The organism is Bradyrhizobium rifense, from assembly GCF_008123425.1.
In the GTDB taxonomy this organism is placed as follows: domain Bacteria; phylum Pseudomonadota; class Alphaproteobacteria; order Rhizobiales; family Xanthobacteraceae; genus Bradyrhizobium; species Bradyrhizobium rifense.
In genome coordinates, this window is record NZ_VSSS01000063.1 from 81,747 (window position 1) to 108,235 (window position 26,489).

Consider the following 26,489-nt stretch of genomic DNA (forward strand, 5'->3'; position numbering starts at 1 on the left):
TTTAATTACAGGAAAAGCTCCTGAAGGGCCTCGCCGCGCTGCGAAATATCGAAGCGGCTCCCGCCGTGCTCACGGGATATGCGCAACCGACTTCGACCATCAGGCTGGCTCGCGCTCCGCGAAGACCCGGTCGATCAATCCCCACTCGACCCCTTGCGGCGCGGTCATGAAGTGGTCGCGGTCCAGGGTCCGTTCCACCTCGGCTTCGGTGCGCCCGCAATGCTGCGCGTAAAGCCGGGTGATGCGCCGCTTGGTCTCCTGCATTTCGTTGGCGTGGATCAGGATGTCGGACGCCTGGCCCTGGAAGCCGCCGAGCGGCTGATGCACGTGAAGGCTCGCATTGGGCAGCGCTGCGCGGTGACCGGGCTCGCCGGCCATCAGCAGGAACGAGCCCATCGAGCGCGCGGTCCCCATGCACAGCGTATGAACCGGCGCCTTGATGAACTGCATGGTGTCGTACATGGCCAGCCCGGAGGTGACCACGCCGCCATAGGAGTTGATGTAGAGATTGATCGGCCTGTTCGGGTTCTCCGCCTCCAGGAACAGCAGTTGCGCGCAGACCAGTCCGGACATCGCATCATTGACCTCGCCGTTGAGGAAGATGATGCGCTCGCGCAGGAGCCGCGAATAGATGTCGAAGGATCGTTCGCCGCGGGCGGATTGTTCGACAACCATAGGGACGAGCTGAAGCATGTCGCGCATCGGCGACCTCCATGTCTGCAAGTGATGAAGTCTGTTTGTTGTTAGGCCGCCGCGCGCATCATGCAGCAATTGCTGTTGGCCGCTTGCGGTAGTGCTACCTCGCAGGCCTGCTGGATGATGCGGAAGCGGGTGCCGCCGTCCTCGTTCGGCTCGATCCGGAAGATGACGTGGCTCTCGCGAAACGGCGGCTCTGAATCGCGAAGCCGGTAGCGCACCTCTTCGCCTGCGATCGTTGATTCCGGCTCGGCGCCCGCAAGGTCGCAATCCGGCAGCCAGCGCTCGCGCAAGGCCGGAATGGTCACGGCGCGCCAGACCTTTGCCGGCGGCGCATCGAAATCATATTCGAGCACCAGGGCTTCGTCGGAGGGATCAGGCTTCGCTGCGTCGCTCATTGATCCATATCCTTCAAGAGATCGGCGAGTGCTTCCATGCGCTTCGGCCAGTAGGCGCGGTAGCGCGCAAGCCATGCCCCGATGGCGACGATTCCGTCCGGGTCGACTTCGTAATTCACAAAGCGGCCCTGCCGCTGCTCGCGCACGAGGCCCGCCGCGCGCAGCACCGAAAGATGCTGCGACATCGCCGGCTGGCTGATCTCCAAGCCGTCGCGCAAGGCGCTGGCATTCAGGCTTCCGCCAGCGAGCTTCTCAAAGACTTTTCGGCGCGTCGGGTCGGCTAGCGCCTTGAAGATGTCGGCTTCGATCATGCCAATACATAAGCATGTACTTATGTGTTGCGCAAGCCCCTACTGGAGGGCTTCGCCGTGCTGTGAAATGTCGAGCCCCTCGAGCTCGTGCTCGCGCGACACACGCAAGGGCACGAACAGGCCGACCAGCTTGAGCAGGACAAAGCTCACGCCCGCCGACCGGACGAAGGTGACGGCGACGCCGTAGAGCTGGATCAGCAATTGCTGCGGACGGCCCTCGAGCAGCCCGGCCGTGCCGCCGATCGCGCTGGTCGCGAACACGCCGGCGAGCAGCGTGCCGGTCAGTCCGCCAATGCCGTGGACGCCGAACACGTCGAGCGAATCGTCGTAATTGAAGCGGTGCTTCAGCCAGGTGCAGGCCCAGTAGCAAATCCCGCCTGCGGCGATGCCGATGACGATGCCGTGCCACGGCGCGACGAAGCCGGACGCCGGCGTGATGGTGCCGAGGCCGGCCACCGCGCCGGAGATCATGCCGAGCACGGAGGGCTTGCGCCGGGTCGACCATTCGATCGCGCCCCAGGTCAGCGCGCCGGAGCAGGCCGCGAGATGCGTCGCGATGATCGCCATCACGGCGCGCGAATTGGCAGCACCGGCCGAGCCGCCGTTGAATCCGAACCAGCCGACCCACAACAGGCCGGTGCCCATCACCGCGAGCGAGAGATCGAATGGCGACAGATTTTCAGTGCCGTAGCCGTGACGGCGCCCCATCACCTTCGCTGCGACGAGGCCGCCGGTGCCGGCCGACAGATGCACGACGAGACCGCCGGCGAAATCCAGCACGCCCATGCTGGCGAGGAAGCCGCCGCCCCACACCCAATGCGCCAGTGGAATGTAGACGAAGATGAACCAGGCGACGGAGAACAGGAGATAGGCGGAGAACCGCATCCGGTCGGCGACCGAGCCCGCGACCAGCGCCACCGTGATGATCGCAAACGTCATCTGGTACAGCATGAACAGCGCTTCGGGGATGGTCTTCGCTGCCGGGTTCACGCTGTCCATGGTCATGCCGGCGAGGAACCAGCGGTCGAGCGAACCGATCCACGGGCCGTCGCCGACGAAGCACAGCGAATAGCCGAACGCGACCCAGAGAATGGAGATGATCGTCACCGCGGCAAGGCTCTGCGCCATGGTCGCGAGCACGTTCTTCTTGCGGACCATGCCGGAATAGAACAGCGCAAGTCCCGGGATCGTCATCATCAGCACCAGCGCGGTGGCGACGATCATCCAGGCGGTGTCGGCGGTGTTGATCTCGCCCGTCGTGGCGTGTGCCGGCGCGGCCATGACCAAAGCAAATCCGATCGGCGCAGCCATAGCGGCTACGCGGCGCAACAATCCCGCCATGTCATTTCCCCCGGCATAGTGATGGCGTCGCACGCGTGGCGTCGTTGCCCGCCGCGATCGAAGAAGAGATTGCGTTAGAGCGCGTCGCTGTCGGTTTCGCCGGTGCGGATGCGCAGTGCATGGTCGATCGGCGTGACGAAGATCTTGCCGTCGCCGATCTGCCCGGTGCGGGCGGTCGCGGTGATCACGGCGACCGCCTTGTCGGCGACGTCGGTGGCGACCGCGATCTCGATCCGCAGCTTTGGCAGGAAGTTCACAACATATTCCGCACCGCGATAGATCTCGGTGTGACCCTTCTGGCGGCCGTAGCCCTTCACCTCGGTCACGGTCATGCCGTGGACGCCGATTGCCGTCAGGGCCTGACGGACCTCATCGAGCTTGAAAGGTTTGATGATCGCGACGACGAGTTTCATGGTCAGGCCTATTTCCCGGGGGGCGCCGCGCCGTCCCCCGGCGCTGCGTCAATCTGGCATCTTTCCGGGCAAATGGCACAAAAAACTTGCAGATTGAAGCGGAAAAACGTTTGGCCATATGAACGGCCGCCTCTGTACAGGGCAACGGTTCATCCTTCACAATGCATTTTTGGCATGGATGCGGTGAACCCGCGCCTGCCGAGCGGTACATAAGTATTTTGGGGGGCGCGTCATGGCGAGTTGGTTCTACGCATCCGAGGGCAAGCAGCAGGGGCCCTATCCGGAGGGGCAATTCCGCGACCTGATCGCCCAGGGCGTCGTGCGCAGCGATACGCTGGTGTGGTCCGAGGGCATGGCGGGCTGGCAGAAGGCTGCCGAAATTCCCGGTCTGATGACAGGTGGCGGCGCGCCGCCGATCATTCCCGCCGGAGGCCCGCCGATGATGGGCGGCGGTGGCTATACCGGTACGGGCAGCACTGCCGGCGGATCTCTGTCGGTCGATTTCGGCATCCTCGACTTCACCTGGCGCACGCTGGTGATGCTGATCGGCTCGTGCTTCATCATCCCGATTCCGTGGCTGTTCGTCTGGTACACGCAATGGATCGTGTCCTGTGTGAGAGTTCCGGGTCGGCCGAATCTCTCTTTCACCGGCAGCGCCATGGCGATCGTGCCGTGGTTCTTCGGCTTCATCGTTGTGGCGATCGTCGTCGGCTACACCGGCATTCAGATTTTGAGCACCGCGCTCTACATCGTCCAGATCGTTCTCTACTGGATGCTGCTGAAATGGATGATCGCCAACATTGCCTCCAACGGGCAGCCGCTCGGCCTCAGCTTCACCGGCTCGGTGCTGGGCTATATCGGCTGGAACCTCCTGTTCGCGGTTTCCATCATCACCATCATCGGATGGGCCTGGGTCGCCGCAGCGCAGCTGCGCTGGACCTATCGCAACATCCAGGGCACGCGGCGCGAGATCATCTTCAGGGGCAGCGGATTAGGGATTCTCTGGCGCGGAATCGTGGCGGCGATCCTGTGCGGCTTCATCATCCCGATCCCGTGGGTTTATCGCTGGATCATGAACTGGTTCGCGTCGCAGACCGAACTCGCGCCGCACGGTTCGCTGTAAGCACGACCCGAACAGCCCAGAGCGCAATTTATCGCGCTTGGGCGATCACCTCCTCCGCTCGCGCACGGAGCCTTCCTGCGCGACGGAGGCGACCAGCGTACCGTCGGGCTTGAAGATCGAGCCGCGGGTCAGGCCGCGGCCGCCTTGCGCGCTCGGCGAATCCTGCGCGTAGAGCAGCCATTCGTCCGCGCGGAACGGGCGGTGAAACCACATCGCGTGGTCGAGGCTCGCCGGCATCATGCGCTTGTCGAACAGCGTGCGGCCATAGCGCGCCATGATCGCATCGAGCAGCGAGAAGTCCGAGGCATAGGCGAGCGCGCACATGTGCAGCGCCGGATCGTCCGGCAGCGTGGCCGCGGTCTTGATCCAGACATGGATGCGACCGTCCTCGATCTTCTGGCCGAAGTAGCGGCCGAGCTCGACCGGGCGCAGCTCGATCGGACGATCGGATTCATAGTAGCGGCGGATGAAGTCCGGCATCTCGCGGAACATCGGCTGCTTCGCCACCTCCTCTGCCGTCAGCTTTTCCGGCGGCGGCACGTCGGGCATCTTCTCCTGGTGGTCGAACGCGGTCTCTTCCTCGGCATGGAACGACACCATGATCGAGAAGATCGCGTTGCCGTGCTGGATCGCGGTGACGCGGCGGGTCGAATAGCTCTTGCCGTCGCGCAGCCGCTCGACCTGGTAGATGATCGGGATCTGCGGATCGCCCGGCAGGATGAAATAGCAATGCAGCGAATGCGGCAGCCTGCCCTCGACGGTGCGGCAGGCCGCGACCATCGCCTGCCCGATCACCTGTCCGCCGAACACCCGCTGCCAGCTCGTCTTCGGGCTGTTGCCCCGGAACAAATTCACCTCGAGCTGCTCGAGGTCGAGGATCGAGATGAGATCGATCAGTCCTTTGGACATGGTGGTGCTTTCTTGCCGTCATGTCGGTGCGAGCCGTCGCCCCGGAATGACACATCTGGGCCGTTCCGCCCTTGTTTCACCGCACTGTTTCGCCCACCTCAAGTCTGCTAGCAAGACCAAGAGTTGGCCGGGAATTTGGTATGTCACAGAATAGCATAGTCATTGGCGGCGGGGCGTTTGCGGGCCTGGCGCTCGCGCTGGCGCTGCGCCAGGGGCTGGGACCCGAGATTCCCGTCATCGTCGCCGATCCCGCGCTCGCGACACGGCCGAGCCGCGATCCCCGCGCGACCGCGATCGTCGCGGCCTGCCGCCGCCTGTTCGAGGCGCTCGACGCCTGGGACGATGTCAAGGCTGAGGCCCAGCCGATCCTCGACATGGTCGTCACCGATTCCAAGCTCGAGGACGCCACGCGTCCGGCGTTCCTGAACTTCGCCGGCGATGTCGCGCCCGGCGAACCCTTTGCGCATATGGTCGAGAACCGCCGCCTGATCGATGCGCTGGTTGTCCGCGCTGAAGCTGAAGGCATCGATCTCCGCGCCACCATTGTTGCATCCTACGACGCGAGTGCCGATGGCATGGCTGTGACGCTCGGCGATGGCAGCAGGATTGCGGCGAGCCTGCTGGTCGCGGCCGATGGTGCGAAGTCGAAGCTGCGCGAGCGGGCCGGCATCGCCACCCATGGCTGGGAATACGATCAATCCGGCATCGTCGTCACCGTCGGCCACGAGCGCGATCATGAAGGCCGTGCCGAAGAGCACTTCTTGCCCGCGGGTCCGTTTGCGATCCTGCCGCTGACCGGCAAGCGATCGTCGCTGGTGTGGACCGAGCGCCGCAGCGAGGCCGCGCGCATCATCGGCTTGAGCGAAGACGAATTTCACGGTGAGCTCGAGCAGCGTTTTGGTTTGCACCTCGGCGAGATCAAGGCGCTCGACAAGCCGCGTGCGTTCCCGCTGTCCTATTTCGTGGCGCGCTCCTTCGTCGCCGAGCGCCTCGCGCTGGTCGGCGATTCCGCCCACGTCATTCACCCCATCGCCGGACAGGGCCTCAACATGGGACTGAAGGATGTCGCCGCACTGGCCGAGGTCGTGGTCGATGCCGCACGGCTCGGCATGGATCTCGGCGGCGCCGACGTGCTCGATCGCTACCAGCGCTGGCGCCGTTTCGACACCATGGCGATGGGCGTCGCCACCAACTCGCTGAACTTCCTGTTCTCGAACAAGTCGACCTTGCTGCGCACGGTGCGCGACATCGGCCTCGGTATCGTCGACCGCACCCCGCCGCTGAAGAATCTTTTTATTCGCCAGGCGGCAGGGCTGACGGGTGAGATCCCGAAGTTGCTGAAGGGCGAGGCGCTGTAGGGTCGATTTGTAGCCCGGATGGAGCGACGCGTAATCCGGGGTTGGTGCGTCATTCGCGGTGCCCCGGATTTCGCTGCGCTCCATCCGGGCTACGAATTCCTCAATCGATCTTCCGCGCCTCTTCCGGCAGCATGATCGGGATGCCGTCGCGGATCGGATAAGCGAGCTTGGCGCTGCGCGAGATCAGCTCCTGCTTGGCGGAATCGAATTCCAGCGGGCCCTTAGTCAGCGGGCAGACCAGGATCTCCAGCAGTTTTGGATCGACGCTGGCTTCGGGGCGTTCGGTGGGCGCGTTCATCATGGTCTCCGGCGATCCGCTGCGTTTAGCATAGAAAATTGCGCACGCCCATTGTGGCGGGCAGAGCGTTTAGGCGGACACCATCTTCTGGATCTCGTCGAGCAGGCCCTGCAGCCGCGTAGCCGGCAGTTGGGGAGCCGAGAACGCATAGCCCAAAAACGTCCAGTACAGGATCTGCGCGCGCGCCTGCGCGGTTGCTGCGGAGAATCCGCGTCGTTGCAGCAGGGCTTCGATATAGTCGAGCCTGCGGCGGTCGATGGCGCGGACGGCCGCTTGCGTCGCCGGATCGAACGCCGCCCAGTTGCGCACCGCGCGCTCCAGATCGAGCCGGGCGCCAAAGGTCCTGCGCAGCAGCGCCGTCAGCGGCTCGTCGCTGTCGGCCTCGACACCGGCGATGATCTCTTCGGCCGCGATCTCGCGCCAGCGTTTCAGGATGGCGGCGTGGAACGCGCCGAGATCGGCAAAATGCCAGTAAAAGCTGCCGCGGGAGACGCCCATGGCCCTTGCCAATGGATCGGCCTTCAGCGCGGTAAAGCCGCTCTTGGTGAGCGCCTTGAGGCCCTGGCTGATCCAGTCGTCGGCGGAAAGCTGGTCGGTCATGTCGGGTTCCGAAATCGAACCATACACTAGTGTATTGACAGGCAGCAGGCCAGCGTCTATCTCACCATACATAGCTGTATGGAGACCTCGATGCGTGATCTCTTGCTCCAGTGCGCCGGAACCCTCGCCGTCGTGGTGGCCGTCATCCATGGCATCCTCGGTGAGACCAAGGTCTTTCCCCGCGCCACGATCGAGCCACCGCGGCTCCGTACCCTGATCCGCCTGGTCTGGCAGGCCTCGACCGTGGCCTGGATCGGCTGCGGCGTGCTCCTGATCGCGACGCCCTGGATGGACTCCGCGCTGGCGCGCCGCTGGATCGTCATCACCATGGTCTGCGTGTTCGGCTTCTCCGCCTGTGCCAACGCTTGGGCGACACGTGGCCGGCATTTCGGCTGGATGGCGCTGAGCGTGGTCGTGGCGATGTCGGTGGCCGGCTACTGACGTCATGAGACGTAAGGCCGCAGCGTTGCTGCAAATGCGCACTGCTTGCGGAGAGTGCTGATCTTTTGGCTCCCGTTAGAATATCTCTAAGGCCATCCGAGCCCCGCGCCGAGTTGACTTCACCTCCTCCTTTGCTTCCTTCGGGCGCGCTTCGCGCACACGACAGAGGAGGAGACATTCGTGAGAGTCATTCGTGTTCTTGCCATTGCACTGACGGTCGGGATCGGCATGGGGTCGACGGCGATGGCCGACGGTTTCAAGAACTGCACCAAGCTCGACAAGGCGTCGTGGAAACCGGCCGGCGATGCCGAAGCCAAGGCCAAGGCGGCCGGCTACGAGGTGCGGCGCTCCAAGATCGAAGGCTCGTGCTATGAGGTCTATGGCGTCAAGGAAGGCAAGCTCTACGAGCTGTTCTACAGCCCGGAAGATCTCAGCCTGAAGCACACGATCGCCAAGTAAGGCTCTAGGTAAGGCTCTACGCCAAGGGTGATCCCGGCTTGAACGACAAAGCGGTACGAGAGGTGCGCGGGGTGTCCAATCGGACCCCTGCCGATCGAACGGTCGCGGTCTGGGACCTCCCGCTACGGCTATGGCACTGGGCTCTCGCAGCCAGCGTCCTCGCCGCGCGGTTCACGCCCACCGTCTACGACAGCCTTCACCGCGTCGTCGGCTATACGGTCATCGGGCTTTTGGTCTTCCGCCTGGTCTGGGGATTTTGCGGCAGCCGCTATGCGCGCTTTCGCATGATCGGCGTCAGGCTTCGTGCTGCGCCCAACTATCTCTGGAATCTGCGCCGCGGCATCACCGGCCGCTACATCGGGCTCAATCCGGCCGGCACCTTGATGCTGGTGGCGCTTCTATTGTCACTCACCGTCTCGGCGATCACAGGTGCTCTGTCGGTGACCGTCACCTTCTTCGGCGTCTGGTGGATCGAGGACACCCACGCTTACGCGTCGGACGCGGCCATCGTCCTGGTTGCGCTGCATGTGGTCGGCGTGGTGCTGATGGGCATGCTTCAGCGCGAGAACCTGATCCGCGCCATGATCACAGGGCGCAAGCGCATCCGCAACCGTCGCTAGGCGGAACTGGCAGAGTTCGAACGGATGCAGCCGCGGGCTCGCTGACCCGCGTAGTTTCACGGGACACTCGCACGCTCTTACCCGCATAACTACTGCCAACTCGTGTCATTTTCCCAGCAACGTTTACCCCGCGATAGGTATGCAACTGGGCATTGCGGAAAATTAACGCGGAGCAAGTCCGGCCGGATCAATCCTCGGTAATATTGACGAGGGAGCGATTGCGAATGTTCCGCGTTTTTACCTGTCTCACGGCAGAGCATGATTGGCGGCTTGTCATGCTCGCCGGTCTGGTTTGCTTCGTTGCAAGCATTGTAGCCGTCAGCATCTTTCATCGCGCGAAAGCGTCGTCAGCCAGGAGGCGGCTGATCTGGATTGCGATCGCCGGTGCCGCCATCGGCTACGGAATCTGGGCTACGCATTTTGTAGCAATGCTCGCCTACGAGCCTGGCGTCTCGACCGACTACGGCATCGCGCTGACAGCGCTGTCGCTCGCCGCGGCAATGATCCTGACGTCGGTCGGCTTTGGCGTTGCGGTCAGCAACTCCGGCCGATGGCGCGCGGCTGCCGGCGGCGGCATCATCGGCGCTGGTATCGCAAGCATGCACTATCTCGGCATGTGGGCCCTCGAAGTGCCGGGTTACGTGACCTGGTCGCCTGGGCTGGTGTTCGTCTCGATCGCCCTCGGCATGGTCCTGGGCTACGCTGCACTCGCGGTCGCTCTGGGTCGTCATGACAAGTGGGGAACCTTCGTCGCTGCATTGCTGCTGACGCTCGCCATCGTGTCGCACCATTTCACGGCCATGGGGGCCGTGCAGATCGTTCCGGACCCGACGCTGAACAACAACGATACCCTGTCGCTTTCGCCCGCCTTTCTCGCGATGGCAATCGCGGGTGTGGCACTGTCAGTGCTCGGGATGAGTCTTGTCGGCGTGCTGACCGATCGGCGCCTAGCGACCAGAACCAGCAGATTCAAGGAAATCATCGGTCAGCTTTCGATCGCCCGGCAGCAACTCGAAGGTTCGCAAAGAGAGCTCCAGGAGCAGAAACTCAGGCTCGATACGGCCATCAACAATATGGTTGAGGGTGTTTGTATGTTCGATGCGGAGAAGCGACTTGTCGTCTGTAACGAGCGTTATGCCCGGCTCTACCAGCTGCCGCCGGAATTGCTGAGAACGGGGACACCGCACACCGACATCATCCGGCATCGCATCGTGAACGGCATCCTCAAGGGCGACACCAGCGAGGGCGCGGCCGAGAAATTCGTCTCGAAATTGGCCGCGTTGCCATTCGATGCGGTCTCGAGCAGGATCGACGAGTTCGCGGACGGTCGGTTGATCTGCGTGACGCGACAGCCAATGGCCGGTGGCGGGTGGGTGGCCACCCATCTTGATGTCACCGAGCAACGCCGGTCCGAGGCCAAGATCACTCATATGGCGCAACACGATGCGCTGACCGATCTGCCGAACCGCGTGCTGCTCAGAGAGCGGATGGAGGATGCCATTGCGGTTACGCGCAATGGCGGCCTCGATCTGGCCGTGCTCATGCTCGATCTCGATCGCTTCAAGGAAGTCAACGACACGCTGGGACATCCGGCGGGCGATGCGCTGCTGCGCGCCGTCGCCGCGCGTTTGCGCGAGTGCACCACGGAAACCGCGTTGATCGCCCGACTGGGCGGCGACGAGTTCGCGGTGATCGACTACGTGACCAATCCGGCCGTGGAAGCCGCCGCCCTTGCCGAGAGGATCAGGAAGGCACTTTGCGAACCCTTCGATCTCGGTGATCACCGGGTCACGGTGGGCACCAGCATTGGCATCGCCATCGCGCCGCGCGATGGCGACGATTCGGACGTGCTCATGAAGAGCGCGGATCTCGCCCTCTACTCGGCCAAGGGTGACGGACGCGGTGCGTTCCGTTTCTTCGAGCCGGAACTCGACGAACTCATGCATGCGCGACGCAACCTGGAGCGCGACATGCGGGATGCGATTGCTCGCGGTGAATTCGAGCTCCATTACCAGCCATTCGTCGACGCCGCGACCGGAGAGATCCGCGGCTTCGAGTCCCTGCTACGCTGGCATCACCCGCAGCGAGGCCTGGTCATGCCCGGCGAATTCATCCCGCTTGCGGAAGAGAACGGCTTGATCGTGCCGCTGGGAGAATGGGTCTTGAGGACCGCCTGTGCGGAAGCCGCCAAATGGCCCGCCGATCTCAGGATCGCGATCAACCTGTCTCCCGCTCAATTCAGGAGCAAGGAGCTTGTCCGGGTCGTGGTCGGCGCGCTGGCGAATTCGGGCGTTGCGCCGCACCGGCTCGAGCTCGAGGTCACCGAGACGGTGATCATGCATGACAGCGAAGCTGTCTTCACAGCGCTCGGTCAACTTCGCGGGCTCGGCGTGCGAATCGCGCTCGACGATTTCGGCACCGGCTATTCATCGCTGAGTTTTCTGCAAAGATTCCCCTTCGACAAGATCAAGATCGACCGCAGCTTCGTCAACGAACTGTCCGGCACGAGGGAAGAGGCGCAGCATCTCGCGCGAGCCGTGGTTCGTTTCGCAGTCAGCCTCGGCAAGACGACGACCGGCGAAGGCGTCGAAACGAAGGAGCAGCGGGACATTCTCCGTGAAGAGGGCTGCGTCGAAACCCAAGGCTATTATTTCAGCCGCCCGATGCCTGCATCCGGCGTCGCGAAAATGCTGCGGCGAGCTGCCAGGGCAGCTATCCGCGCTGCGTGAGTATCCCGGTGGTCACTGCAGCGGCGGATCGCCGCTGGTGCGCTTCTTGGCGAGGTCCATCTCGGTGACCGCGATCAGGATCTCGGCGCGGGTCTTCAAATCGAGAGCTTCCAGCATCGCCTGTTTCTCGGCGGGGCCGTAGGGCGACATCATCGCCAGCGCATTGACGAGCGCCTCATTGGGCGCGCTCTCGACGCCCTCCCAGTCGACCTTGAGGTTGTTGGCCTTCAAGAAATCCGCCAGCACCGTCAGCAGCGCTTCGCGATCGACCTCGTCCTCGCCCTTGCGCGCGGTGAAGTCGTCGATGAAGGCAAAGAAGTCCGCCTTGCACTGCCGGTAGGCGGTCAGCACCTCGAGCTCTTCGACCACCCTGAAGCGCGCGACGCCAGTGAGCTCTAGGATGTAGCGGCCGTCACCGGATTCGGCGAGCTGGGTGATGCGGCCGACGCAGCCGACGCGAAACAGCGCCGGCTTGTCGGAATTTTTCGGCGAATGCGCCGCATCCGGCTGGATCATGCCGATCAGGCGATGGCCATCGCGAAAACTGTCGTCGACCATCGCGAGATAGCGTGGCTCGAAGATGTTGAGCGGCATCTGGCCGCGCGGCAATAGCAGCGCGCCCGGCAGCGGAAACACCGGGATGATTTCCGGAAGGTCGGCGGGGCCGCGATATTCGATGTTGATCGGCATCTGGTCCCCGCTGACGTCGCCTGCACGTATTCCTTATGAAAACAGGATCGTCGACAAGCGCTTGCGCCCCTCGACGGTTGCATCATCCGTGCCGCCCCAGGCCTCGAAGAACTGCACCAGCTGCTTGCGGGCGCCGTCGTCGTTCCATTTGCGGTCGCGCTTGATGATCGCGAGCAGCTGTTCGGTGGCGGCGGCCCGGTTTCCTTGCGCGTTCAGCGCGGTGGCCAGGTCGAAGCGTGCCTGATGATCGAGCGGGTTTGCGGCGACTTTCTGTTCCAGTTCAGCGACGGGCCCGAGCGACTCTGCCTGCTCGGCGAGATCGATCGCGGTCTGCACGGCCTTCACGGCAGGATCGTTGCGCTTGGATTCCGGCACCATGGCCAGTGTCTGCTTGGCCTGCTCCATCGCACCGGAGGTGACGTAGCATTTGGCGAGGCCGGCGAGCGCTGCGATGTTGGTCGAATCATACTGGAGCACTTCGGCGTAGATCTGCGCGGCGGCTGCGGCGTCGCCTTCGGCAAGAACGGCCTCGGCCTCCTGCAGAATCTCGGCGATGTTCGGCTCGCCGGGCGCTGTCACGCCCTTGGTGACCTTCTCGATGAAGGCATTGATCTGGCTCTCCGGCACCGCGCCCATAAAGCCGTCGGCGGGCTGGCCGTTGACGAAGGCGATCACGGCCGGGATCGACTGGATGCCCATCTGGCCCGGGATCGCCGGATGCTGGTCGATGTTCATCTTGACCAGCTTGACCTTGCCCTTGGCCGCCTTGACCGCCTTCTCCAGGATGGGGGTGAGCTGCTTGCAGGGGCCGCACCACTCCGCCCAGAAGTCGATCAGGACCGGCTGGCGCTTCGATTCCTCGATGACGTCCTTCACGAAGGTCTGGGTGGTGGTGTCCTTGATCAGATCGGCTGCAGCCGGGCTCGCTCCGTTACCCTGGTCGATGATCGTCACGGGATCCCCTCGTCTGATGTCTGGAATGGCGGGTCTTTAGCACGTCGCCATCACATATGCTTCGGTGTCTGCTTCGGTGTCGGCCCTAAAATTGGGCCGGGACGGCCGAATTTCAATCCATGGCTGCCGATTCGGCAGTTCCGGGGCATTTGGGGGCGATTCGACCGGGTTCGGGCTCATATTGGGGCTCCGAAAGCGAATTGATGCCGCCGGTAGCTGTTGCATTCGCCGCCCGCTTTTGGCATACGACAGCCGTTGCCGGCGCGTCACGCGACCGACACAGGATGCGGGTGTAGCTCAGTGGTAGAGCACGACCTTGCCAAGGTCGGGGTCGAGGGTTCGAGCCCCTTCGCCCGCTCCAATTTTTCCCAAAGCATCCAGCCAAACCGGGTCGGGCCGTGGTTTTCCACGCCCCTGGCGGCTGGCTCGGGTCTCACATGACAATTCTCGTCACGGGCAGTGCTGGCCACCTCGGCGAGGCCATTCTCCGGACGCTCCGGCGTTGCGGGTCGCTGGTGCGCGGGATCGACCTGAAGGCATCGGCTTTTACCGATGCCACGGGCTCGATCGTCGATCCCGGCTTCGTCCGGGCGCAGATGGACGGCGCCACCGCTGTCATCCATACGGCGACGCTGCACAAGCCGCATGTGGCGACCCACAGCAAGCAGGCCTTTGTCGATACCAACGTCACCGGCACGCTCAATCTGCTCGAGGCGGCGGTCGCTGCCGGCGTGAAGAGTTTTGTCTTCACCAGCACCACCAGTGCATTCGGTTCCCAACTCCGGCCGGAGGCAGGCCAGGCCGCGGTGTGGGTCACCGAGGATTTGCCGTCGGTGCCCAAAAACATTTACGGCACCACAAAACTGATGGCGGAAAATCTGTGCGAGTTGTTCTTTCGCGAGCGCGGGCTGCCGGTCGTGGTGTTGCGGACCTCGCGGTTCTTTCCGGAGGACGACGACGATCCCGCCATGCGGTCGGCCTACCCGCTGGACAACGCGCAAGCCAACGAGCTCCTCTATCGCCGGTTGGATATAGCGGACGCGGTGAGCGCCCATCTGCTCGCCGTGACGCGTGCGCCGCAGCTCGGCTTTGGGCGCTATATCGTCTCGGCTACAACCCCATTTGGGCAGCACCATCTCGCGGCGCTCGCCCGTGATGCGGCTGGTGTCGTGCGCGAGCTCTACCCGGATTGCGCCCAGCTCTATGCGACGCGCGGCTGGCGGCTCTTCCCCGAGATCGACCGCGTCTACGTGAACGACCGCGCGCGGTGCGAGCTGGGTTGGCGTCCGGAATTCGATTTCGCCCATGTGCTGCGCAGCCTGCGCGATGGCTCCGATTTCCGCAGCTCCCTGGCGCGCGAGGTGGGAGCGAAGGGCTATCACGATACGCAATTTGACGATGGACCGTATCCCGTCGCCAAATAGTCGCCGCTTTTGTCAATTCGCACGATGTTTCAGATGCGTGGTCGGCGTCACCGCGCACCATCCGGTCTCGGCCGTTCTACTGTGCATGGGGTTGTTTTCGCGGTTTTGGATTGGTCGACCATTCTGCTGCCTGCAAATGAGGCGTGCGTCATTGCGATTCCGCGTTGCAGCGAGAGCATTGTCGTCGCCGCGTTCGCTCCGAGAGAAAATCCGTCTCAATTTTTATTGAGCGCAACTGCAGCGCACGCGACGCGCTTCTCACGGCTCGCAGATGTGCTAACCTTTTTGCGTCTGCCACCTCGACAGACTCCGAACTTCGCCTATTCGAACATCAAAATAAATACGTGCAGCCCTGACGGCTGCCTTAGGGGAGTGACGCGATGAAATCGATCATCCATCGATCCGTGTTGGCGCTTGCAGCGGTTGCCCTTCTTGCCGGGACCAGCGTTGGCAATGCGCAGGACAAAAGCAAACCGCTGAAGAAATACGAATCCGGCACCAAGGAATTCTGGACCCATCCGCCGGACGACTGGTTCCTCGGCGACGAGACCGAGGCGCAGAAGGGCCTCGCGCCGCCCTCGGGTCCGCCGACCGGCGCCTCCGATGCCGAGCTCGCCAACATCATCAAGAAGGTGAAGCTGCCGGCGGGCTTCAAGATGGAGGTCTACGCCTCCGGCGTGCTGGCCGCGCGGCAGATGGCCTGGGGTGACAAGGGCACGCTGTTCGTCGGCTCGTTCGGCCTCGGCAACGTCTATGCCATCAAGGACAGCAACGGAAAGAAAGAGGTCAAGACCATCCTCAAGGGGCTGAACATGCCCACGGGTCTGGCCGTCAAGGACGGTGCGCTCTACGTCATCGCGGTCGACAAGCTGATCCGCTACGACGACATCGAAAACAAGCTCGACAATCCCGGCGAGGGCAAGGTCGTCTATGACGACATGCCGTCCTATGCCGCGCATGGCTGGAAGTATATCGCTGTCGACAAGGACGGCTGGTTCTACATTCCGTTCGGACCGCCCTTCAACGTCGGCATTCCCCCGACCAGCGTCTCGCAGATCCGGCGCGTCGATCCCAAGACCGGCAACGCCGAAACCTACGCGCTCGGCGTTCGCAACTCGGTCGGCGGCGACGTCGATCCGCGCACCGGCAAGTACTGGTTCACGGAAAACGCCCGTGACTGGGTCAGCGACGATCTGCCCTCCGACAAGCTGAATATGATCTCGAAGATGGGCGAGCATTTCGGCTACCCCTACTGCCACCAGGGCGACCTTCCCGATCCGAAGTTCGCGATGGGCCACAAATGCTCCGAGTTCACGCCGCCCGTGCTGAATCTCGGTGCCCACGTCGCTCCGCTCGGCATGAAGTTCTATACCGGCGACCAGTTCCCCGCCGAGTACAAGAACAACATCCTGATCGCCGAGCACGGCTCCTGGAATCGCCACAAGTACCAGGGTGGCAACATCACGCGCGTGATCGTCGGGCCCGACGGCAAGAACGCCAAGAAGGAAGTGTTCGCCTCCGGCTGGATCGAAGGTGACCAGGGCTATCTCGGCCGTCCGGACGACATCATCCTCGCCAAGGACGGATCGATCCTCGTCGCCGACGACTGGGCCGGCGCGATCTATCGCATCAGCTACAGCAAGAAGTAGAGCGACATGACCACGAGGCTGCGGTGGCCGAGAGGCGCCGCAGCCTCTTTCATTTCAAATTCACATGCTGTCGTTCCGGACTGCGCGCCGCCCGCGCGTAAGCCTGGAACCCGTAACCCCGAATGGTGGTTATGGAGTCCGGGCGCGTCTTCAGCCGCCCGGAATGACAAGTCCGTCAGAGTGGAATTCCATCATGCGCCGGCAGTTTATCTCGCACGCAATCAGCGCGGCTGCGCTCCTCACGCTTGGCGCCCTCTCCGCAAGTGCCGCCGACAATACGGCCGTCCAGGAGAAGGCTGCCGTGTGCTCCGGCTGTCACGGCGAGAACGGCATCTCGCAGACCGAGAACATTCCCTCGCTGGCCGGTCAGCCGGATCAATTCCTGCAATGGCAGCTCGTGTTCTTCCGCGCCGGCTCGCGCAAGAACGAGCAGATGCAGCCGATTGCCGAGGAGATCACCAACGAGGACGTCCGCAGTCTCGGCGCCTATTTCGCGGCCATGACGCCACCGAAAGCAGCTGAGGACAAGGATCCGGACTTGTCGCAGAAGGGCTCGCAAGTGGCCGTCGGCCGCCGCTGCGCCTCATGTCACACGGATAGCTTCGCCGGCACCAAGGCCGTCGCGCGGCTCGCGGGTCAGCGCGAGGAATATCTGGTCAAGGCGCTGCGCGACTACAAGACCAGCCAGCGCGTCGGCGGCGGCGGCGCCGCGATGGCCGACGTCGCCTATCACATGAGCGATGAGGAAATCACCGCCGTCGCGCACTATCTCGCGTATTTCAAATAGCGGAACGGGCGGCTATCCCGCCCGCTGCTTCTCATACGCCTTGAGATGTGTGTAGGCGATGCGCAGCTTCGGCACCGGGACCTTGGCGGCATCGGCGCGCGCGATGAGATCGCCGATCACGTGATCGGCCTCGACCGGAAAGCCTCCCTTGATGTCGCGGAACATCGAGGCCGTCATCGGCGAGCCTTCGGTGGTGAGGTTGCCCTTCACGCGCTCGAAGAACGGACCGCCCGGCGTGTAGCCCGACGCGGTGGCGATCGAGCTGGTTTCATCGAGCATGCCGAGCAAAAAGTCGCGGCCGCCAGGCGCGGCGAGAATGTTGCCGACGGAGGTGCGCATCAGGCTGGTGCTTGCGGCGAGCGAGGACAGGAACACCCACTTCTCCCACATGTCCTGCATGATGTTCTGGCTGGCGGTGGCGCCGTTGATGCCGCTCTTGAAGGCTTCGTCGATCGCCTTGACGCGATCCGATAATTTGCCGTCGCGCTCGCCGTAATTGATCGACTGCATCGGCTGCAGCTGCACCACCTCGCGCTTTTCGTTCAAGGTCGCGGCGATGGCGCAGAGACCGCCGAGCACGCGCTCCTCGCCGAACTTTTGGTCGAGCGTATCGAGATGCTTCATGCCGTTGAGCATCGGGATGATCGCGGTGTTCGGCCCGACTGCGGCGGCGAACGAGGTGATGGCGTCGTCGAGATCGAACGCCTTGCAGCTGAGCAGCACGACGTCGAATTTTTCCTTGAGCGCGTCTGCCTGCACGGTCGGCGGATTCTTCAGCGTCACATCGCCATTCGGGCTCTTGATGACGAGGCCGTCGCTCGCGAGCTCGCTGGCGCGGCGCGGCCGGACCAGGAATGTGACGTCGCGGCCGGCCTGCAACAGCCTGCCACCAAAATAGCCGCCGATGGCGCCGGCGCCGACCACGAGGATACGCATGGGAAAGTCCTTATTGTTGCTATTGGCGGTCTATCTATAGTCGCCCTTGCGCGCGAAGCGAAGCAACCCGGAATGTTACCGCGATCACATTCTGTCGCCGAAGATGCGGAGACTACTTCTCCAGCACCATCTCCTCGACCTCGCGCAGCTGCTCCTTGCCGAAAAACATCTCGTCACCGACGAAGAAGGTCGGCGAGCCGAATGCGCCGCGGGCGACTGCCTCCTCGGTGTTCTTGATCAGCTTGCCTTTCACCTCGGGCTCCCCGGCGCGGGCGAACAGCTTTTGAGCATCGAGACCCGAGGACGCCAACGCCTTCGCCGCGACCTCGGGGTCGTCCATCTTCTTCGGCTCGCGCCACATGTGGTGGAAGGCGGCGTCGACATATTTTTCGAATACGCCCTCGAGCTGCGCCGCGATCGCCGTGCGCATCAGGTTCAGCGTGTTGACGGGGAAGAACGGATTCATGACATAGGGCGGAACTTGGAAACGCTTGACGAAGCGCTCGGTCTCGACCTGCTGGAATTCGCGCTTGTTCTTGACGCCGGCGAGCGTCTCGGCCGGCGACTTGTTGTTGGTCGACTTGAAGATGCCGCCGAGCAGGATCGGCACATATTCGAATTTGACGCCGATGCGCTGCTCGATCGCCGGGATCGCCAGATGGCTGAGATAGGCGTTCGGGCTGCCGAAATCGAACAGGAATTGTGGGGCTGTGCGGGTCAAATTCGTTCTCCCTGACGTCACTTTTCACCCATTGTGGCGCAGGGCGCGCTACAGGTCCACCGTTTAATGACGGTCATAATATCTTGATGATCAGATCAGGCGCGGGATTGCCTTCTTGCGCCAGACCAGGAGGTAATAGCCCATCTGCAAAACGAACATGGCGCAGAACACGATCGGATAGGCGGCCCATACGCCGACGAGGCCGATCGTGCGGCTCAGGATCACCGCCGACGGCAGCTCGATCGCGACGATGGCGAAGATCGACAGCAGCATGGGTGTCAGCGCAACGCCGGCGGCGCGCATGGCGCCGGAAAACGTCGTCGCAAGGCCGAACGGCACCGAGCTCCACAAGGCGATGATGAGCAGCCCCTTCGCCAGATCGAGCACGGTGCTGTCGGTGATGAAGATGCCGAGCACGCTGCGCGGCATCAGGTAAATCAGTGCGACCAAACCGCCCGTCAGCACGAGGTTGAACGCAAGTCCGGTGCGGACGATGCCGTCGAGCCGCGCCCGGTCGCCGCCGCCGATGGCCTGCGCGCCGAGGATCGAGACCGCGATCGAAATCGACAGCGCCGTGAACTGCGTGTAGCCCATCACCTGATTGACCGCGCCGTAAGCCGCGGTTGCGTCCGAGCCGAAGCCGTTGACGAGGCCGAGCAGAACCAGCTCGGCGATCGCCATCACGACCATGCCGACCGCACTGGGTAATCCAATGCCGAGGATCTGTCCGATCACAGCGCGATTGAGCCGCACATGGCGCAGCAGTGCGACGTCCGGTGCGAGCGCGTGCTTCTTCCGCAGCAGATAGGCTGCCAGCGCGAGCAGCGTCACTGCGTTGGAGATCGCAGCCGCCCAGGCCGGGCTGGTGATGCCGAACGCAGGCAGTCCGAATGCGCCGCGGATCAACATCGGCGTCAGGATCAGGCCGATCGCTGTCGACAACGCCAACGCCAGCAGCGGTGTCACGGCATCACCGACGCCGCGGATCATCGCCGTCATCAGCAGGAACACGAAGCCGAGCGGCATCGTCAGCAGCATGATGCGCGCATAGGCGCTGGCCTGGTCAAGAATGTCTGCGGGCGTCGCGAGCGCCATCATCAATTGCCGGCTGAAGAGCCCGCCGATCAGTCCCACGGATATCGAGAGCAGCAGGCCGACCGCGAGCGTCGTGCCGACGACGCTTTTGATCCTCCCGTGCTCGCCCGCACCAAAGGCCTGGCCGATCAGCACGGTGGCGCCGGTGCTCAGGCCCATGACGAAGGCGAACAGAAAGAAAAACACCGGGAAGAATGTCGAGACCGCCGCCAGTGCATCCACGCCGATCATCTGGCCGAGATAGACATTGCTGACGGTGCCAAACAACGATTGCAGCGCGTTGCTCAGCATCAACGGTGCGAGGAAGCGCAGGAAGCTTTTCCAGACCGGTTTTGGAGCAGACATGGATGTGCCTTTCATCGGGCGAGCAGAGCCGTTGCCGCACGATGCGCGCGGCTTGGCCGTCGATGGGGTTGTTGGAGAGCGGCGCGCGGTTTACGCGCGGTCGCTGTAGGCGAGCTTGACGATGTGGTCGCGGATGTCGGCCGGCCAGTCGGCGATCAATCCGGTGAAGCGCCGCCGGTCATCCGCAAACAGCGCACGCGAGGCTTCCTCGAACTGCGCCAGATTGCCGGTCATGGTCGACATGAAGTGATAGGCCGCATCGCGCGCCTGCCGCTCGCGGTCCTTGTCGCCGCTCGCGCGTCGCGCCTCGTCGACGAGTTTTCGTAGCGCGACCGAAGCGCCGCCGGGCTGCGCGCCGAGCCACTCCCAGTGTCGCGGCAGCAGCGTCACCTCGCGCGCGACCACGCCGAGCTTCGGCCGGCCGCGGCCGCGCGGTTCGGTTGGTGGAGCAGTCTCCTCAACCGGCGGCGGGATCAGCTTCGCCAGACGCGCCAGCACCTCGCGGTCGCCGCCGCGCAGATCGAAGTCGATCGATCGGCCCGTGGCGTCCTCGAAGATGATGATGGGCTCGTCCGGCCGTGGCGCCACGCGCTTGACGACGAGCGCGACCTCTCCGGCCGGCCCCGACGCCAGGCGGCGCGGCCCCTGGAAGGCGGTGAAAGTCTTTTGCATTGAAATCATTGCCATATTGAAGACGTTGGCGAATTTAATACCCGGGTAAATTGCTGAGGTCAATATACCCGGATGAAAATATCCATCCGGATGGCTCGACATTGCAGTCCCGGACTGGCACCTACGCGGCCGACCGACCACGCCTAGCCCTGAGGATCTCGCGATGCTGACCGTCCACCACCTCAACAATTCGCGTTCGCAGCGGGTGCTGTGGCTGCTCGAGGAGTTGGGCGTGCCCTACGAGATCGTGCGCTATCAGCGCCAGCCCGATATGCGCGCGCCGAAGGAACTGCGCGCGATCCATCCGCTGGGCAAGTCGCCGGTCATCACCGACAACGGCAACACCATCGCCGAGTCCGGCGCGATCATCGAATATCTCATCGCGACCTACGGCAATGGCCGGCTGATCCCGCCGCCGAACACGCCGGAGCGGCTGCGCTTCACCTATTGGCTGCATTATGCCGAGGGCTCCGCGATGTCGCCGCTGCTCTTGAAGCTGCTGTTCACGCTGATGCCGAAGCGCGCGCCGGCGCTGCTTCGTCCGCTGGTGCGCAAGGTCTCGAACCAGGCGCTCACCGCGCTGGTCAATCCGCAGCTCAAGCAGCACATGGACTATTGGGAAGGCGAACTCGGAAAGACCGAGTGGTTCGCCGGCAACGAGTTCACCGCGGCCGACATCCAGATGAGCTTTCCGCTTGAAGCAGCGCAAGCGCGTGGCGGGCTCGAGCAGGGCCATCCCAAGGCGATGGCGTTCCTGGAGCGCATCCATGCGCGGCCGGCCTATGCGCGCGCCCTCGAGAAGGGCGGGCCGTACCAAGTGGGGCGGTAAGTTTCCTCACCGCCCCGATATGACCTGTCAGTCCGCGTGTAGCACGCGACCGCGCGTCTCCGGCAGTGCGAAGGCGGCGATGAAGAACAGCGCGTAAGCTGCCACCGCGAAGATCGCGATTGCGTTCGCGAGCGACGTCGACGCCGAGAGCGCGCCGACAAGAAACGGGAACAGCGCGCCGATGCCGCGGCCGAAATTGTAGCAAAAGCCCTGGCCCGAGCCGCGCAGCCGCGTCGGATAGAGTTCGGTCAGGAATGCGCCGATCCCTGAGAAATAGCCGGAGGCGAAGAAGCCCAGCGGGAAGCCGAGCACCCACAGGATCTCGTTGGTGAGCGGCAGCTGCGTATAGAGCAGCACGATGGCGATCGCGCCGATAGAGAAGGTCAGGAACAGGTTGCGCCGTCCGATCCGGTCGGCGAGCCAGGCGCCGACCAGATAGCCGATGAACGAGCCGATGATCAGCGTCGAGAGATAGCCGGTCGAGCCGACGATCGACAGATGCCGCTCCTTGGTCAGAAACTGCGGCACCCAGAAGGTGATGGCGTAGTAGCCGCCCTGGCAGCCCGTTGCGGCGAGCGACGCGAGAATCGTGGTCTTCAAAATCGGGCCCGAAAAGATCTCCCAGAGCGCGGGGCGGTCGCCGCTCGCGGCCTGCTTCGCGCGGGCCTCAGCCGCGATCTCGGGCTCCGTGACGGAGCGGCGGATATAGAACACCAGCAGCGCCGGAAGCGCGCCGATCACGAACATCCAGCGCCACGCCGTCTCCGCCGGCATCATTGAGAACAGGATCGCCTGCGACAGCACTGCAAGGCCCCAGCCGACGGCCCAGCCCGACTGCACCGAGCCGACCGCGCGTCCGCGATATTGCGGCCGGATCGCCTCGCCCATCAGCACGGCGCCCGCGGCCCATTCGCCGCCGAAGCCGAGACCAAGCACGGCGCGCGCGATCAGAAGCTGCTCGAAATTCTGCACGACCGCGCAGACCAGCGAGAAGACCGAGAACCAGATGATGGTAATCTGGAGCGTCTTGACCCGGCCGATATGGTCGGAGAGATAGCCGCCAAGCCAGCCGCCGATGGCGGAAGCCAGCAGCGTCACCGTGCCGGCTAGGCCGGCTGAGGCTGCATCGACCTTCCACAGCGCGATGATGGTGCCGATCACCAGCGGGTAGATCATGAAGTCCATGCCGTCGAGCGCCCAGCCTGCCGCGCAGGCCCAGAACGTCCTTCGCTCCGGCGCATTCATGTCGCGATAGAAGGCGAGAAGACTGGTGTCCTCGATCTCGGCGCGTTCGATGCGCCCAGTCGGATCGGCTGTGGTCATGTGCGTTTCCCCGGCAAATTCTTTTGGCCGGGCGGTGGTAGCACGCGCGGCGGCCGGCGCAAGCCGGCGCGCACGGTCGTGCCATGCAGGGGCAGGGTTACTGTCCTGCTGCTTCCGCGCCGCGTGAGCGCGGATCCGGCGCGCCGAGAGGTCCGTTCGGCGTCACGAGAATCGAATTGGCGGAGGTCTGTCCCATCGGCTCGACGATGAGATGATTCATTGCCTTCAGCTCGAACAGCACATCGTCGGGAAAGCCACGCTCGACACGCACCTCGTCCGGCAGCCATTGATGATGCAGCCGCGGTGCGGCGACTGCGGCGGCGACGTCCATTTTGTAGTCGAGCACGTTCACGATCACCTGGAGCACGGTCGAGATGATGCGGCTGCCGCCGGGCGAGCCCGTCACCAGCACCGGTTTGCCGTCCTTCAGTACGATGGTCGGCGACATCGAGGACAGCGGCCGCTTGCCGGGCCCGGGCAGATTGGGCTCGTAGCCGACGAGGCCGTAGGCATTGGAAGCGCCGACGGCGGCAGTGAAATCGTCGAGCTCGTTGTTGAGCAGCACGCCGGTGCCATCGGCGACAAGGCCGACGCCGTAGCTGAAGTTCAGCGTGTAGGTGTTGCTGACGGCGTTGCCGCTGCTGTCGACGACGGAGAAATGCGTGGTGTTGCTGCCTTCGCGCGGCGCGGGCGGGGCGGAAACGATCTCCTTCGACGGCGTCGCGCGATCGGTCGAGATGCTCGCGCGCAGCTTGGCCGCATAGGTCTTCGCCGTGAGCGTTTCGATCGGTGCATTGACGAAGGCTGGATCGCCGAGATAGCGCGCGCGATCCGCATAGGCGCGCTTCATGGCTTCGATCAGCAGATGCAGCGATGCCGGTGAGCCCTGCTTCAAATCGGCGAGCTGAAAGCCTTCGAGGATGTTGAGCGATTCCGCCAGCACGACACCGCCGGACGATGGCAGCGGCATCGAGACGATGTCATAGCCGCGATAGGTGCCGCGCGCCGGCGAACGGATCACGGCCTGATAGGCCTTCAGATCAGCCGGGGTCATGATGCCGCCGGCGTCGGACACGGCCTTGGCGAGCTTCTCCGCCACCGGACCCTCGTAGAAGCCGCGCGGTCCTTGCGTTGCGACACTCGCCAGCGTGTCGGCGAGATCGCTCTGCACCAGCCTGTCGCCTTCGCCGAACGGCGTGCCGTTGGGCTTTGCGAAAATTTTGGCCGAGGACGGCCAGCGTGCCAGCCGCGGGTACCAGCCCGGCAGGGTATCTGCGATGTCGTCGCTGACGATAAATCCGTCGCGCGCGAGTGTGACAGCAGGTTCGAGCAATTGCGCCAGCGTGAACTTGCCCGAGCCATATTTCGCGAGCGCGAGCGCCAGGCCGGCGACCGTGCCGGGCACGCCGATGCCAAGTCCGGAATCGCGCGACTTGGCGGGATCAGGCTTGCCGTCGGCTCCGAGGAATATCTGCGCCGTGGTCGCCGCCGGCGCGGTCTCGCGATAGTCGATCGCGATGTCTTCACTGCGCTCAGTGGAATGGATCACCATGAAGCCGCCACCGCCGATATTGCCGGCACGCGGATAAGTCACTGCCATCGCAAAGCCGGTCGCGACGGCCGCGTCGACGGCATTGCCACCACGTCGCAGGATGTCGGCGCCGACCTGCGCAGATATTTTCTCCTGCGCCACCACCATGCCGTGCTCGGCGGGGACCGCGTGCACCGTGTCGAGCGCCGGCGGGACATAGGCCCGCCGCGCATCCTGCGCGGTCGCTGAGGCAAGTCCAAACGCCAGAGTGGCGATGAGTGCGAAAAATGTCCGCCGTGTCGAAAATGACGCCATCATCAAATTTCTGCCGTGGCTTCGAGCCAATTCACACGCGTCGCAGTAATGCTATACCGTTTGCGCTAAGAGTAGCAAAACTGTTCGTGATGAGGACTGCGTAATGACGACGATCGCCCCGGGGGCGCGCATGGCCAGCGCCCCGCGGACCTATCCGCCGCGCGCCGCTGTCGTCAGCTGGATTTTCTTCGATTGGGCCGCGCAGCCCTATTTCACGCTGATTACGACCTTCGTGTTCGCGCCCTATTTCGCCACCAGCATCGCGCCGGATCCCGCCACGGGCCAATCGCTCTGGGGTTTTGCGATGGCAGCAGCTGGCATGGCGATCGCGCTGTTGTCACCCGTGCTTGGTGCCATCGCGGACGCCTCGGGCCGCCGCAAGCCGTGGATCGCCGCGTTCGGTGCGCTGCTGGTGGTGGCCTCCAGCACATTGTGGATCGGCAAGCCCGGCAATCACGCCATCATTCCACCGCTGCTGCTCGCGGTCGCGCTTGCCAGCGTCGGTGCAGAGTTCGCCACCGTCTTCAACAATGCGATGATGCCGACCCTGGTGCCGCCGGAGCGCATCGGCCGTCTCTCCGGCACCGGCTGGGCCACGGGCTATATCGGCGGCATCGTCAGCCTGATCATCGTGCTCGGCTTCTTCGCCGCCAATCCAGAGACCGGCCGCACGCTGCTCGGCTTCACGCCGCTGTTCGGGCTGGACCCCGCCGCCCATGAAGGTGACCGTGCGGCGGGACCGCTGACCGGGCTGTGGTTCATCATCTTCGTGACGCCGATGTTCCTGTTCACGCCGGATTATCCGGCGAAGCGTCCGGTTCGCGAGGCGCTGCATGAAGGCCTGGCGGATCTGAAGCGATCGCTGAAGGATTTGCCGCAGCAGAAATCGCTCGCGGCGTTTCTGCTCGCCAACATGATCTATACGGACGGCCTGGTGTCGCTGTTCGCGTTCGGCGGCATCTATGCCGCAGGCACCTTCGGCTGGCACACGATCCAGATCGGCACGTTTGGAATCATCCTCGCCATCGCCGGTACCTTCGGTGCGTGGCTCGGCGGCAAGCTCGACGACTTTCTTGGGCCGAAGCGCGTCATCGCCGGCAGCATGCTGATCCTGTTGCTTGCGGTGGCCGCGATCCTGCTCGTCGATAAGGACAGCGTGCTGTTCGTCAAGGTCGCGCCGCCTCAACCGGGCGCAGCCATGTTCTCGAGCGCCGCCGAGCGCGCCTACGTGATCCTGGGCTGCCTGATCGGCGCGGCTGGCGGCCCGCTTCAGGCGGCATCGCGCACGCTGCTGATCCGCCTCGCGCCGAAGGATCGCATCGCACAGTATTTTGGTCTGTTCGCGCTGACCGGGAAGGTGACGTCCTTCATCGGCCCGCTGCTGATCGGCGTGATCACCGCGGCAACCGCGAGCCAGAAGGCCGGCATGGCCGTGCTGGTGGTGTTTTTCGTCACAGGGTTCGCGCTGCTGATGCGGGTGCGGGAAGAGTAAGACTCCGCGGTCGTCCCGGCGAACGCCCTA

General features: G+C 63.8%; 27 protein-coding genes and 1 tRNA gene. 12 read left to right on the top strand and 16 right to left on the bottom strand.

Going from position 1 to position 26,489, the window contains the following annotated elements:
- Nucleotides 1-99: 99 nt before the first annotated feature.
- The 5 genes from FXB40_RS37370 to FXB40_RS37390 all read right to left on the bottom strand — a co-directional run bounded on the left by FXB40_RS37370 (nucleotide 100) and on the right by FXB40_RS37390 (nucleotide 3,159).
- Complete coding sequence (locus FXB40_RS37370) at nucleotides 100-702, bottom strand: ATP-dependent Clp protease proteolytic subunit (protein WP_148777279.1); 603 nt, start codon at nucleotides 700-702, stop codon at nucleotides 100-102.
- Nucleotides 703-743: 41 nt separating this feature from the next.
- On the bottom strand, nucleotides 744-1,094 hold the full coding sequence (locus FXB40_RS37375) for an SRPBCC family protein (protein WP_148777280.1): 351 nt from the start codon (nucleotides 1,092-1,094) through the stop codon (nucleotides 744-746).
- A complete protein-coding gene (locus tag FXB40_RS37380) occupies nucleotides 1,091-1,405 on the bottom strand; it encodes an ArsR/SmtB family transcription factor (protein WP_018646000.1) in 315 nt (104 codons plus the stop codon). Before FXB40_RS37380 ends, FXB40_RS37375 begins: the two co-directional genes overlap by 4 nt.
- Nucleotides 1,406-1,444: 39 nt before the next feature.
- Nucleotides 1,445-2,746 (bottom strand): ammonium transporter, encoded by a 1,302-nt coding sequence (locus tag FXB40_RS37385; RefSeq protein WP_148777281.1) that lies wholly within the window; start codon nucleotides 2,744-2,746, stop codon nucleotides 1,445-1,447.
- 74 nt (nucleotides 2,747-2,820) lie between these two features.
- A complete protein-coding gene (locus tag FXB40_RS37390; RefSeq protein WP_148777282.1) occupies nucleotides 2,821-3,159 on the bottom strand; it encodes a P-II family nitrogen regulator in 339 nt (112 codons plus the stop codon).
- A 232-nt stretch (nucleotides 3,160-3,391) separates the two neighbouring features.
- On the opposite strand from FXB40_RS37390, the gene FXB40_RS37395 reads away from it, so the two are divergent.
- Nucleotides 3,392-4,282 carry a DUF4339 domain-containing protein gene (locus tag FXB40_RS37395; RefSeq protein ID WP_148777283.1) on the top strand — a complete coding sequence of 297 codons (891 nt, stop codon included), beginning with the start codon at nucleotides 3,392-3,394 and terminating at the stop codon, nucleotides 4,280-4,282.
- Between the two features lie 45 nt (nucleotides 4,283-4,327).
- On the opposite strand, the gene tesB is transcribed toward FXB40_RS37395, so the two are convergent.
- Complete coding sequence (gene tesB / locus FXB40_RS37400; protein WP_148777284.1) at nucleotides 4,328-5,191, bottom strand: acyl-CoA thioesterase II; 864 nt, start codon at nucleotides 5,189-5,191, stop codon at nucleotides 4,328-4,330.
- A 140-nt stretch (nucleotides 5,192-5,331) separates the two neighbouring features.
- On the opposite strand from tesB, the gene FXB40_RS37405 reads away from it, so the two are divergent.
- Complete coding sequence (locus FXB40_RS37405) at nucleotides 5,332-6,549, top strand: ubiquinone biosynthesis hydroxylase (RefSeq protein ID WP_148777285.1); 1,218 nt, start codon at nucleotides 5,332-5,334, stop codon at nucleotides 6,547-6,549.
- Nucleotides 6,550-6,649: 100 nt separating this feature from the next.
- Here the strand turns inward: FXB40_RS37405 and FXB40_RS37410 are convergent, their stop codons facing one another.
- Together FXB40_RS37410 and FXB40_RS37415 are read right to left on the bottom strand one after the other, a co-directional pair.
- Nucleotides 6,650-6,847, bottom strand: coding sequence for a Trm112 family protein (locus FXB40_RS37410; protein WP_007598651.1), 198 nt, complete (start codon nucleotides 6,845-6,847; stop codon nucleotides 6,650-6,652).
- A gap of 69 nt (nucleotides 6,848-6,916) precedes the next feature.
- Entirely contained in the window at nucleotides 6,917-7,447 is a 531-nt protein-coding gene (locus tag FXB40_RS37415) for a TetR/AcrR family transcriptional regulator (RefSeq protein ID WP_148777286.1), read from the bottom strand.
- 90 nt (nucleotides 7,448-7,537) lie between these two features.
- On the opposite strand from FXB40_RS37415, the gene FXB40_RS37420 reads away from it, so the two are divergent.
- The 4 genes from FXB40_RS37420 to FXB40_RS37435 all read left to right on the top strand — a co-directional run bounded on the left by FXB40_RS37420 (nucleotide 7,538) and on the right by FXB40_RS37435 (nucleotide 11,696).
- Nucleotides 7,538-7,888, top strand: a complete 351-nt coding sequence (locus tag FXB40_RS37420; protein ID WP_148777287.1) for a hypothetical protein — start codon at nucleotides 7,538-7,540, stop codon at nucleotides 7,886-7,888.
- Nucleotides 7,889-8,068: 180 nt separating this feature from the next.
- On the top strand, nucleotides 8,069-8,347 hold the full coding sequence (locus FXB40_RS37425; RefSeq protein WP_148777288.1) for a PepSY domain-containing protein: 279 nt from the start codon (nucleotides 8,069-8,071) through the stop codon (nucleotides 8,345-8,347).
- 38 nt (nucleotides 8,348-8,385) lie between these two features.
- Entirely contained in the window at nucleotides 8,386-8,967 is a 582-nt protein-coding gene (locus FXB40_RS37430) for a cytochrome b/b6 domain-containing protein (protein ID WP_148777289.1), read from the top strand.
- A 224-nt stretch (nucleotides 8,968-9,191) separates the two neighbouring features.
- Nucleotides 9,192-11,696 (top strand): EAL domain-containing protein, encoded by a 2,505-nt coding sequence (locus tag FXB40_RS37435; RefSeq protein ID WP_148777290.1) that lies wholly within the window; start codon nucleotides 9,192-9,194, stop codon nucleotides 11,694-11,696.
- Between the two features lie 12 nt (nucleotides 11,697-11,708).
- Here the strand turns inward: FXB40_RS37435 and FXB40_RS37440 are convergent, their stop codons facing one another.
- On the bottom strand, nucleotides 11,709-12,386 hold the full coding sequence (locus FXB40_RS37440) for an LON peptidase substrate-binding domain-containing protein (protein ID WP_148777291.1): 678 nt from the start codon (nucleotides 12,384-12,386) through the stop codon (nucleotides 11,709-11,711).
- Between the two features lie 33 nt (nucleotides 12,387-12,419).
- A complete protein-coding gene (gene trxA, locus FXB40_RS37445; protein ID WP_187437415.1) occupies nucleotides 12,420-13,340 on the bottom strand; it encodes a thioredoxin in 921 nt (306 codons plus the stop codon).
- A gap of 286 nt (nucleotides 13,341-13,626) precedes the next feature.
- Between trxA and FXB40_RS37450 the strand changes: the two genes are divergently transcribed.
- The 4 genes from FXB40_RS37450 (at nucleotide 13,627) to FXB40_RS37470 (ending at nucleotide 17,200) form a co-directional block, all read left to right on the top strand.
- Nucleotides 13,627-13,701: transfer RNA gene (locus FXB40_RS37450), tRNA-Gly, on the top strand.
- 76 nt (nucleotides 13,702-13,777) lie between these two features.
- Nucleotides 13,778-14,764 carry an NAD-dependent epimerase/dehydratase family protein gene (locus FXB40_RS37455; protein ID WP_187437416.1) on the top strand — a complete coding sequence of 329 codons (987 nt, stop codon included), beginning with the start codon at nucleotides 13,778-13,780 and terminating at the stop codon, nucleotides 14,762-14,764.
- 380 nt (nucleotides 14,765-15,144) lie between these two features.
- The gene (locus FXB40_RS37465) at nucleotides 15,145-16,413 is read left to right on the top strand and encodes a PQQ-dependent sugar dehydrogenase (protein ID WP_148777294.1); all 1,269 of its coding nucleotides are present in this window, start codon (nucleotides 15,145-15,147) and stop codon (nucleotides 16,411-16,413) included.
- A 193-nt stretch (nucleotides 16,414-16,606) separates the two neighbouring features.
- Nucleotides 16,607-17,200, top strand: a complete 594-nt coding sequence (locus tag FXB40_RS37470) for a c-type cytochrome (protein ID WP_148777295.1) — start codon at nucleotides 16,607-16,609, stop codon at nucleotides 17,198-17,200.
- 12 nt (nucleotides 17,201-17,212) lie between these two features.
- Here the strand turns inward: FXB40_RS37470 and panE are convergent, their stop codons facing one another.
- The 4 genes from panE to FXB40_RS37490 form a co-directional block, all read right to left on the bottom strand.
- Nucleotides 17,213-18,136 carry a 2-dehydropantoate 2-reductase gene (gene panE, locus FXB40_RS37475; protein ID WP_148777296.1) on the bottom strand — a complete coding sequence of 308 codons (924 nt, stop codon included), beginning with the start codon at nucleotides 18,134-18,136 and terminating at the stop codon, nucleotides 17,213-17,215.
- Nucleotides 18,137-18,248: 112 nt separating this feature from the next.
- On the bottom strand, nucleotides 18,249-18,857 hold the full coding sequence (locus FXB40_RS37480) for a 2-hydroxychromene-2-carboxylate isomerase (RefSeq protein WP_187437417.1): 609 nt from the start codon (nucleotides 18,855-18,857) through the stop codon (nucleotides 18,249-18,251).
- Between the two features lie 90 nt (nucleotides 18,858-18,947).
- Nucleotides 18,948-20,297 (bottom strand): MATE family efflux transporter, encoded by a 1,350-nt coding sequence (locus tag FXB40_RS37485; protein WP_210352223.1) that lies wholly within the window; start codon nucleotides 20,295-20,297, stop codon nucleotides 18,948-18,950.
- Between the two features lie 90 nt (nucleotides 20,298-20,387).
- Nucleotides 20,388-20,984, bottom strand: coding sequence for a DUF2239 family protein (locus FXB40_RS37490; protein WP_148777299.1), 597 nt, complete (start codon nucleotides 20,982-20,984; stop codon nucleotides 20,388-20,390).
- A gap of 148 nt (nucleotides 20,985-21,132) precedes the next feature.
- On the opposite strand from FXB40_RS37490, the gene FXB40_RS37495 reads away from it, so the two are divergent.
- Nucleotides 21,133-21,798: a glutathione S-transferase family protein gene (locus FXB40_RS37495; protein ID WP_148777300.1), complete on the top strand. Its 666-nt coding sequence runs from the start codon at nucleotides 21,133-21,135 to the stop codon at nucleotides 21,796-21,798.
- A 27-nt stretch (nucleotides 21,799-21,825) separates the two neighbouring features.
- Here FXB40_RS37495 and FXB40_RS37500 read toward each other — a convergent pair whose 3' ends face one another.
- A complete protein-coding gene (locus FXB40_RS37500) occupies nucleotides 21,826-23,121 on the bottom strand; it encodes an MFS transporter (RefSeq protein WP_148777301.1) in 1,296 nt (431 codons plus the stop codon).
- 97 nt (nucleotides 23,122-23,218) lie between these two features.
- Complete coding sequence (gene ggt, locus FXB40_RS37505) at nucleotides 23,219-24,970, bottom strand: gamma-glutamyltransferase (protein WP_148777302.1); 1,752 nt, start codon at nucleotides 24,968-24,970, stop codon at nucleotides 23,219-23,221.
- Between the two features lie 100 nt (nucleotides 24,971-25,070).
- Here ggt and FXB40_RS37510 point away from each other — a divergent pair, with 100 nt between their 5' ends.
- The gene (locus FXB40_RS37510) at nucleotides 25,071-26,459 is read left to right on the top strand and encodes an MFS transporter (RefSeq protein WP_148777303.1); all 1,389 of its coding nucleotides are present in this window, start codon (nucleotides 25,071-25,073) and stop codon (nucleotides 26,457-26,459) included.
- Nucleotides 26,460-26,489: the final 30 nt, after the last annotated feature.